Origin of the sequence: Enterobacter sp. WCHEn090032, from assembly GCF_003986875.1 — a bacterium.
GTDB lineage: Bacteria > Pseudomonadota > Gammaproteobacteria > Enterobacterales > Enterobacteriaceae > Enterobacter > Enterobacter sichuanensis.
In genome coordinates this window covers 1-1,503 of sequence record NZ_RXRN01000061.1, presented here as the reverse complement: position 1 = coordinate 1,503, position 1,503 = coordinate 1, and the positions used below count along the sequence as shown (strand labels likewise).

2 protein-coding genes are annotated in these 1,503 nt (G+C 48.8%); one reads left to right on the top strand and one right to left on the bottom strand.

The window, feature by feature from the left end; all coding sequences use genetic code 11:
- On the top strand, positions 1-673 hold a 673-nt coding region (locus tag EKN83_RS23205), incomplete at its 5' end, for a pyocin knob domain-containing S74 family peptidase (RefSeq protein WP_221885396.1).
- Between the two features lies 1 nt (position 674).
- Here EKN83_RS23205 and EKN83_RS23200 read toward each other — a convergent pair.
- Positions 675-1,503 (bottom strand): tail fiber domain-containing protein (locus EKN83_RS23200; protein ID WP_148110462.1); only part of this gene is annotated, 829 nt, incomplete at its 5' end.

Below are 1,503 nucleotides of genomic sequence, written 5' to 3'. Positions count from 1 at the left end.
AGGAAGTAGTGCGACAAAGGACGTTGGGACTAGCGAAGGAAACGTCCAGGTTGTGGGTGGGCTCGGTGGGCCGGTGGATGCTTACAGGTACTTCCTAATTAACTCGTCACTGCCCTCAGACACCATCAATTTGAACGATGCGCGAAACCCCGGCGTGTTTCCAAATCTCATCAACTTTACGAATGCCGTAAACCCTCCTGCGGCCAGTGGATACGGGTACATTCAGAACTATGTCCGCATTGCTGGCAGCAGCGGGGCATCGACTCAATTTATGTTGCCTTATGCTACTCAAACGGATGCAGGGCGGTTCTTTTACCGTGGGTTTAATACCAATGCCTGGGCACCATGGAAGGAGATCATGACTTCAGCCGTGTCTGATAAGACAATGAAAAACATCGGTGATGACCTCGATCCAGAAGAGGCGTTGATGAATATTTGCCGGATGGAGTTCAAGCACTTCACTTTTAAGGATGATGAAACGCAGACCCCACGGCGCGGGGTAATATCTCAGCAGATTGAAACCATTGATCCCGAATACGTGAAAGAAATAGGTGGCATACTGCATCTTGATCAGACGCCAATGTTGCTCGATGCGCTGGCAGCAATCAAGGCCCTGACAATCCGTGTCATGGATTTAGAAGAACATGCTGCCACTAAGGTTTCAGTTAAGTAAGCTATATCGCGGGTCGGGCTTTGAGTTCGGCAAGCTCACTCTCGATACTTTTTACCCGGTTGGCCAGCTCCTTCATGGCCTCAACGTACAAGGCGCTCATCGCACTGTAGTCAACGGTTTTTAGATCGTTAATCACTTCTCCATTCTGCGTTGTGCCGGTACCGCCTGAACTTACCGCGACAGGAAGAACACGCTCCAGTTCCTGGGCGATGATACCTGCGCTGCGTATTGATTCCGATTCAGTCAGTTGAATGCCAAACGTATACCCCGTCAGGGAACAAATCTTCTCCAGAGCGTTACTGACGGGCTCTTTGTCGAATTTAACTCGTTCATCTGAAGTCTGATTCATCGTGACGCAGGTGAACTTACCATCTGCACCAAATGCAAACGCATAACCGCTGGAGCCGCCATCATCATTGTTGTCAGGACGAATCTGAATAATTCCCGTTTTAGCAGAATAAATCACCCCCCTGGATGCTCCACCTGTTCCATAGAACCACACATGAGCATTTTGATTATCCGCTGGGGCCAGAACAGAAATTTTAGTTTTGCATTCCATATCAGCAGTAGTCGAAATTTTTGCGGATGCGCTGATGCTGTTCTGGCAGGAGATGGGGTTACGAAATTCAAAGCTATCGCCGATAAAAACGTATTTCCCTGCGTAAAATGTGAAGTCTCCTTTCCCCATTGCACCATTAGAATTACCACCGCACAGAATGCGTGCGTCATAGTCATTTGTGCCAAGAAAATGGAAATCGACGAAGCTCGCAGAAGAGGGTTTTTTGGCACCAATTTCGAGGCTTCCGAAGTTGGCTGTGGCGTTGTCTCCC